This window comes from Bacillus sp. FSL R9-9530 (genome assembly GCF_038008145.1).
GTDB lineage: Bacteria > Bacillota > Bacilli > Bacillales > Bacillaceae_G > Bacillus_A > Bacillus_A mycoides.
This window is the reverse complement of sequence record NZ_JBBOYO010000002.1, coordinates 1-6356: the sequence shown is the minus strand read 5'-3', so window position 1 is coordinate 6356 and position 6356 is coordinate 1. Positions and strand designations below refer to the sequence as shown.

Annotated in this window: 3 protein-coding genes; all 3 read right to left on the bottom strand. The window is 36.4% G+C overall.

Going from position 1 to position 6356, the window contains the following annotated elements:
* Window position 1 precedes the first annotated feature (1 nt).
* Genes MKX66_RS27905 through MKX66_RS30950 form a run of 3 tightly spaced genes read right to left on the bottom strand, consistent with a single transcriptional unit; the run spans window position 2 to window position 6001 of the window.
* On the bottom strand, window positions 2-4555 hold the full coding sequence (locus MKX66_RS27905) for an amino acid adenylation domain-containing protein (protein WP_341087707.1): 4554 nt from the start codon (window positions 4553-4555) through the stop codon (window positions 2-4).
* Window positions 4556-4569: 14 nt separating this feature from the next.
* A complete protein-coding gene (locus tag MKX66_RS27900; protein ID WP_044438583.1) occupies window positions 4570-5832 on the bottom strand; it encodes an MFS transporter in 1263 nt (420 codons plus the stop codon).
* A 22-nt stretch (window positions 5833-5854) separates the two neighbouring features.
* Window positions 5855-6001, bottom strand: coding sequence for a DnaB-like helicase N-terminal domain-containing protein (locus tag MKX66_RS30950; protein ID WP_080784409.1), 147 nt, complete (start codon window positions 5999-6001; stop codon window positions 5855-5857).
* Window positions 6002-6356: the final 355 nt, after the last annotated feature.

Here is a 6356-nt window from a genome sequence, read left to right as displayed (position 1 = left end):
TTTACACCCTCTTCTTTTTTAATTTAAGTAATACTTTACTCAAGCTTTCTTCCGTAAGGTCCTCTGCATCAGCAAAATCTGATACTGTAAAAGCAGACTCAGTTGTTGGTTTATTTATAAGTTGACGAAGATGCCTCAACATACCATCTGCTATCACTTGAATTGTTAATCTAGAAAACTGTTCTCTACTATACATCCAAACAAAATGTAACTTCTCATCTTTTACCATACCGATAACATCAATTAGATGAGATGGTTTGGAATCTGGTGCATGATCTAAAAATGTAAACCCTGTCTCTTGCATAAACAAAGATTCTTTAGAAAACACTTGATCAAATTGGCCCAAATAGTTAAAGCTTATTGAAGGTTTTTGCTGATAAAACGGAAGTAATTCTCTATTCAAGTAACGTAAAATACCATAATCAACGCCACGATTCGGAATTCGACGCAATTGATCTTTTACAGCCTTTAATCCTTCAATAGGTGTTGTAGATCCTTGAAAATTAAGATGAACAGGATAAATACTCGTGAACCAGCCAACTGTCCGTGATAGATCCATACCTTCAATCATCTCTTCTCTCCCGTGTCCTTCTAGATGGATAGAAACCGTTTGCTGATTTGTACGATCGACGATAGCTTGTCCTAACGCCGTCAATAGTACCTCGTTAATCCTTGTCTTATGAGTCACCGGAACTTCTTGTAAAAGCGCATGGGTTTCTTCTACTCCTAAAGTCCTTGTCACTTTATTAATGGATTCTTCTGTTGTTTCTTGTATTGGGTAGTCCATCGGAATCTTCATCACTTCTTCTTCCTGTTTATTCCAATAATCTTTTGCTTCTTTTAAAATACCAGAATCACTGTATGTCTGTAGTCGTTCCGACCACTCTTTAAAAGATGTACTTTTCGCAGGTAAACGAACTCTCTGACCTTGTTTCAACTGGTTGTATACAGCCTGTAAATCTTCCAATAGAATTCTCCATGATACTCCATCTACTACTAAATGATGAATCACCCAGAATAATCGATCGTTCCCATTCAACATATCCTCGAAATAAACTACTCTCATTAACGGACCTGTAACTAAATTGAAACTAGATTGTGCGATATTCATCTCTTCTTGTATCACTTGATTCCACGCTTGTTCATTAGCATTGTGCCGTTTTACCACACGAATTACAGACTGCTCATCAATCCCCTCATTTCTCTGCCTCCATGTTCCATTTGGTAACTGTTCGTACCGGAAACGTAAAGCATCATGGTGTTTGAGTAAGTTTAATATAGCTCCCTCTAGTAACTCCATGTCCAATCTCTCTCTTACTCTTAAAAGCATCGATTGATTCCAATACTCCGGACGTGGGTGTTCTTGCTCGCAGAACCAGTACTGAATTGGAGTAAGAGGTACATCTCCTGTCACAACTCCCTGCTCCGCTTGTACGCCCTGATTTTCTGTGACCACTTGTGCCAACTCAGCAATAGTTGGGCATTCAAACATTTGCTTTGGAGTAAGTTTTAATCCCGATTGACTCGTTTGTGATATGATCTGAATGCTGAGAATCGAGTCGCCACCAATTTCAAAGAAATTATCATAGATTCCTACCTTTTTAACACCTAATACTTGCTTCCAGATGGTAGCCAGTATCTTTTCGTTACTATTCCGAGGAGCAACAGCTTCACTGTTAGTCTGCTCTTCCTCCGGCATAGGTAAGACCTCACGATCAACTTTACCGTTAGCTGTTAGTGGAATGGCTTCCATCGTCACAAATCTCGAAGGGACCATATAGCTCGGTAGTTTTGCTTTAAGATACTCTCGCCACGCACCTACATTTCCATCTCCTACAACATATGCTACTAATCGTTTGTCACCCGGTTGATCTTCTCTAACAATTACAACAGCCTCTTTTATAGATGCATATGCATTTAAAGTAGACTCAATCTCCCCAATCTCAATTCGGAAACCACGTATTTTGACCTGATGATCAATTCTTCCACGATAATCCAGATTCCCATCTGGCAAATACCTTGCTAAGTCTCCTGTCCGATATAATCTTGCTTTCGGATCACTACTAAATGGATGAGGTATAAAGCGCTCTGCAGTTAATTCAGGTCGATTTAAATACCCACGTGCAAGCCCTGCCCCGCCAATATAAAGCTCACCATCTACACCTATAGGTACAGGTTGTTGATAAGTGTCTAGTATATACACTTCTAAATCTGGAATCCGCTTTCCGATATTACTTCTTGAAGCATGCTGCACATCATCTTGAGTAATTGGATAATATGTAACATGAACGGTAGTTTCTGTAATTCCATACATATTAATTAGCTGCGGTTTTTTCTCCCCATACCTTTGAAACCACGGTAACAAGCTAATAGGTTCTAATACTTCTCCACCAAATATCACATAACGCAGCTGCAAGTTTTTATTCTCATCTTCTTGTTCACACACCTGTATTAACTGTCGAAATGCGGAAGGTGTTTGATTTAGAACTGTGACTTCTTCATCTACCAACAATTGATAAAAATCTTTGGGCGATCGACTAATCCAGTACGGAACAACAACTAATTTCCCACCATATAATAACGCTCCCCAAATTTCCCATACTGAGAAATCAAATGCATAAGAATGAAAAAGCGTCCAAGTATCATTGTCATTAAACTGATACCAACAATCCGTCGATTTAAATAAACGAATGACATTGTGATGCTCTATCATAACGCCCTTTGGATTCCCTGTTGATCCCGAAGTATAGATTACGTAAGCTAGATTTTGAGCATTTACATCAGAAACCGGCAATGTCTTACTTTCTTGCTCGATCTCATCTCGTTCACGATCCAGGCAAATTGATTTAATATTTTCTGGTAACCATTTCAATTCTTTTAAACTTTCTTGTGTTATGAATAACTGAATGCTAGCATCCTCTAAAATATATTGAAGTCGCTGCTCTGGATATGTTGGATCAAGTGGAACATAAGCTCCACCAGCCTTCAAAATCCCTAAAATACCTACAATCATTTCGAGAGAACGTTCAACGCACAGTCCAACTAAAGTATCAGGTCCTACTCCTTTTTTCTGCAGATAATGAGCTAACTGATTTGCACGTTCATTAAGCCCCCTATAAGTAACTTTTTCTTTTTCATACGTAACTGCAATAGCGTTTGGATAAATCATCGCTTGCTGTTCGAACAATGTATGAATAGTTACTTGAGGTGGAAAATCAAGATTAGGATTGTTGAATTCTACTAAACTTCTTCTTTTATCCTCATCAGAAATGATTTCGATTTCAGCTACCTTCTGCTTTGGGTTTTCAAAAGTGTTTTCTATTATCGCTAACATAACGTTAAAAAAACGTTTTATCTCTTCTCTAGAAAATAGCTCCTCACGATAATCAATATGTACATGTAAAGAGTCTATATCAATTAAATTTTCAATATGCACTGCAAAATCTTGTACCTCTTCATGGTTTGGAATCCATAGTGAGTCACCACTTTCATCACGATCTCTATAATCAATCGTAGTTCCGAAAAGTCTCACATTGTTGTTATTCTCTTTATTAATTTGCTTTAATAACAAATCAAATGGAAATTTCTGATGTCGTAATGATTTACTTTGTTTTCTGGACACTCGACCAATAAATGAAAGTACTTCTTCTTCAGGGTCGATATCCATTCTTAGAGGAACTGTACTCACCATCATTCCAATTAATTCCCGCTCCATTTTTGTCATACGATTGCCATAAGCCATTCCTAATGCAATATCAAGCGACGAGGTCCACCGATAAATCGACAACGAAAACGCAGCTACAAAAAGAGTATATACACTAATTTTAAAATTTTCAGAAAATTTCTCTATCTTTCTCTTCAAATACTCTGATAATATAAACGTCTCGCGTGATGCTCTCGTACTAACTTGGTACGCATTATAGGACTTCAACCCCGTCACAGATGGCAGTGTTTTGAATTCTTCTAACCAGAATTTTCGATCTTTTTGAAAGCGACTACCATTCAAGTATGTTTGTTCATTGATCAGAAATTTAACATATGAATTTCTAAGTACGGCTTCGTCAGTCTCGCTATGAATCTCATAATAATATTTAGCAATCTGACTAGTAAAAATTTGGATTGATAAACCATCCATGATAATGTGATGAACATTCCCAAAGACTGCACACTCATTATCGTTTAATTTTATTAAAGCAAAATAGTATAAATCAGAATTAAATAATGTAAACGTTTCTTGTGTTTTCTGCTCAATCCATTTCTCCAGCAAATCTGGATCTTCCACGGAACTAAAATCGAAAAACTCAAATTCTTGTTCTTCATGTTTAACAAAATATTGTTCAGGTTCCTGATGCCCATTTTCTTTTAGTCTGATGCAAAGACCATCATTTTCACTAATAACACGATTCACAACTCGGTTTAATTTTGAATAATCCATTTTTCTATGAAGTTTAAACAAAAATCTTAAATTACATATCCCTTTACCGGAATGAATAACTTCTGTATACCATATTCTCCTTTGTGGATGACTTAACGGATAACATTCCTCAATGGCCATAAAAAATCTTCCCTTCAAAAATTATTTACTCTTATAGGTTCTTGTTTATGTGTAACCCATAAATATTTCTGTAGTGAAACCCCAATTACTCCAATGATGATGAGCCCAATACCCACATAAAAATAGAGTTCAATTACTCCGAAAAAGTGAACCAGTGGACCGCTCATAGCAGGAGAAATAATGAGGACTGCATTTGCTAAACTGCTTTGAATCCCAAATACTCTTCCGACCTGTTCTTGATGAGATTCTATTTGTAGAATGACTTGATTGGATACAAACATAAGTCCACTTCCAATACCAGCTATAAAACTGATCAGATAGGCAAAAATGAGGGATCCATCAGGACTTATCAGAGTTATCAGACTAATTCCCCCGAAGCCAATTCCCATTAAAGCAATACCTCCACATATTACCCAACCATATTGAAAATGTTTTAATTTCTGAGTTAAGAATGCGCCAATTATTCCCCCAAGACCAATAATAGAAATGATGTATCCCATTTTACTCTTATCATTTGGGAACAAGCTCTTAAATAAAGTAGGGAACTGTGAGTCTACTAATTGTAATACTGCCATAGCTATTGTAAAGAAAATCATGGTTGATAATATCATCCGATTGGATAATACATAACCCCAACCTTGTAACCAAGCAGTCCAAGTACTTTGCTTTTTCTTTTCTATACGTTCTCTTGACAGAGATTCCTGTAACCTTATTGTGGGCAACAGAACCAGAGCAGCTAGTAAACAGCATATTGCCCTTATAATCAGACAAAACTCTGGCTGAAACCAGCTCAGTAACATTCCCCCTATAAGTGGCCCTAGTATCTTGGTACCTTGCTCAACTATCCCATTGATACTTACCGCTTTGGTAAGTAGATTAGGAGAAACAATCTGTCGTGTTAGTGTTTGCTGTGCAGGATAATAAAAAACGGTGAAAATGGACCGAACCATTAATGCTAACAAAAGCCAATGAATATTTTGGACAAATAAAAGAACAATTGTTAATAAACCAACCATTAGGTTACAAAACATCATAATTGGAATTTTTCTATAGCGATCAGCAATCACGCCTGCCCATGAACTAAATATAATTCCAGGAAGTGCATACGCAACGGGAATTAATCCAATCATGGTGGGGTCTACTTCCCATTCAAAACTAACAATGGTCATAATGGCTAACATGTCAATAAATACTCCGAGCATAAGCAGTGAATATGCAGAGAAAACTTGTAAATAAATTGTATTTCTCCATAGACTTTTTGATTCGGTAGTTTTCATAAAAACGAGCTCCTTAAGTTTACTAAATAGGGACGATAGAAGCTAATTGAGTGGGATACGAGACTTCTCCCGCCTCTTCAATCCTATTCTTTTTTTGCAGTTCGTTTGTGATGGTAATGAAATCAATGGCTTGCTTAGACTCTCTCAAAGACACTAACGTTCTAAAAATGAGATATTGACTAACAATTAAATCATAACACTCCTATTAATGGGATTATTTTCTAAAAATAATATAGAAAACAATGAATATTCCGATTATTATTTCTGAAAACCGGAAATATCTCTGTAAAACAACTAAATTAAGATTGAATCGTATCGCAGATTTTAATTAATATTAATAAATAGAATCTACTTTGAGCGTAAGGAATTTGTAAGGAATGGATAAGGAAAAAGAGAGTTTCATTGTATAGGATAAAAATATAACGAGGCGTGAAAGGTGGAACAGATATGGGTTCTGGTGCAAAAACTTAAGGACAATTGTAATGAATCTATAAATCTTGGACATACTGTTACTATTACTTTAG

Bases quoted from the DNA above. Each gene is read 5' to 3' on its own strand.
- MKX66_RS27905 (WP_341087707.1), bottom strand. From the start codon at position 4,555: ATGGCCATTGAGGAATGTTATCCGTTAAGTCATCCACAAAGGAGAATA.
- MKX66_RS27900 (WP_044438583.1), bottom strand. From the start codon at position 5,832: ATGAAAACTACCGAATCAAAAAGTCTATGGAGAAATACAATTTATTTA.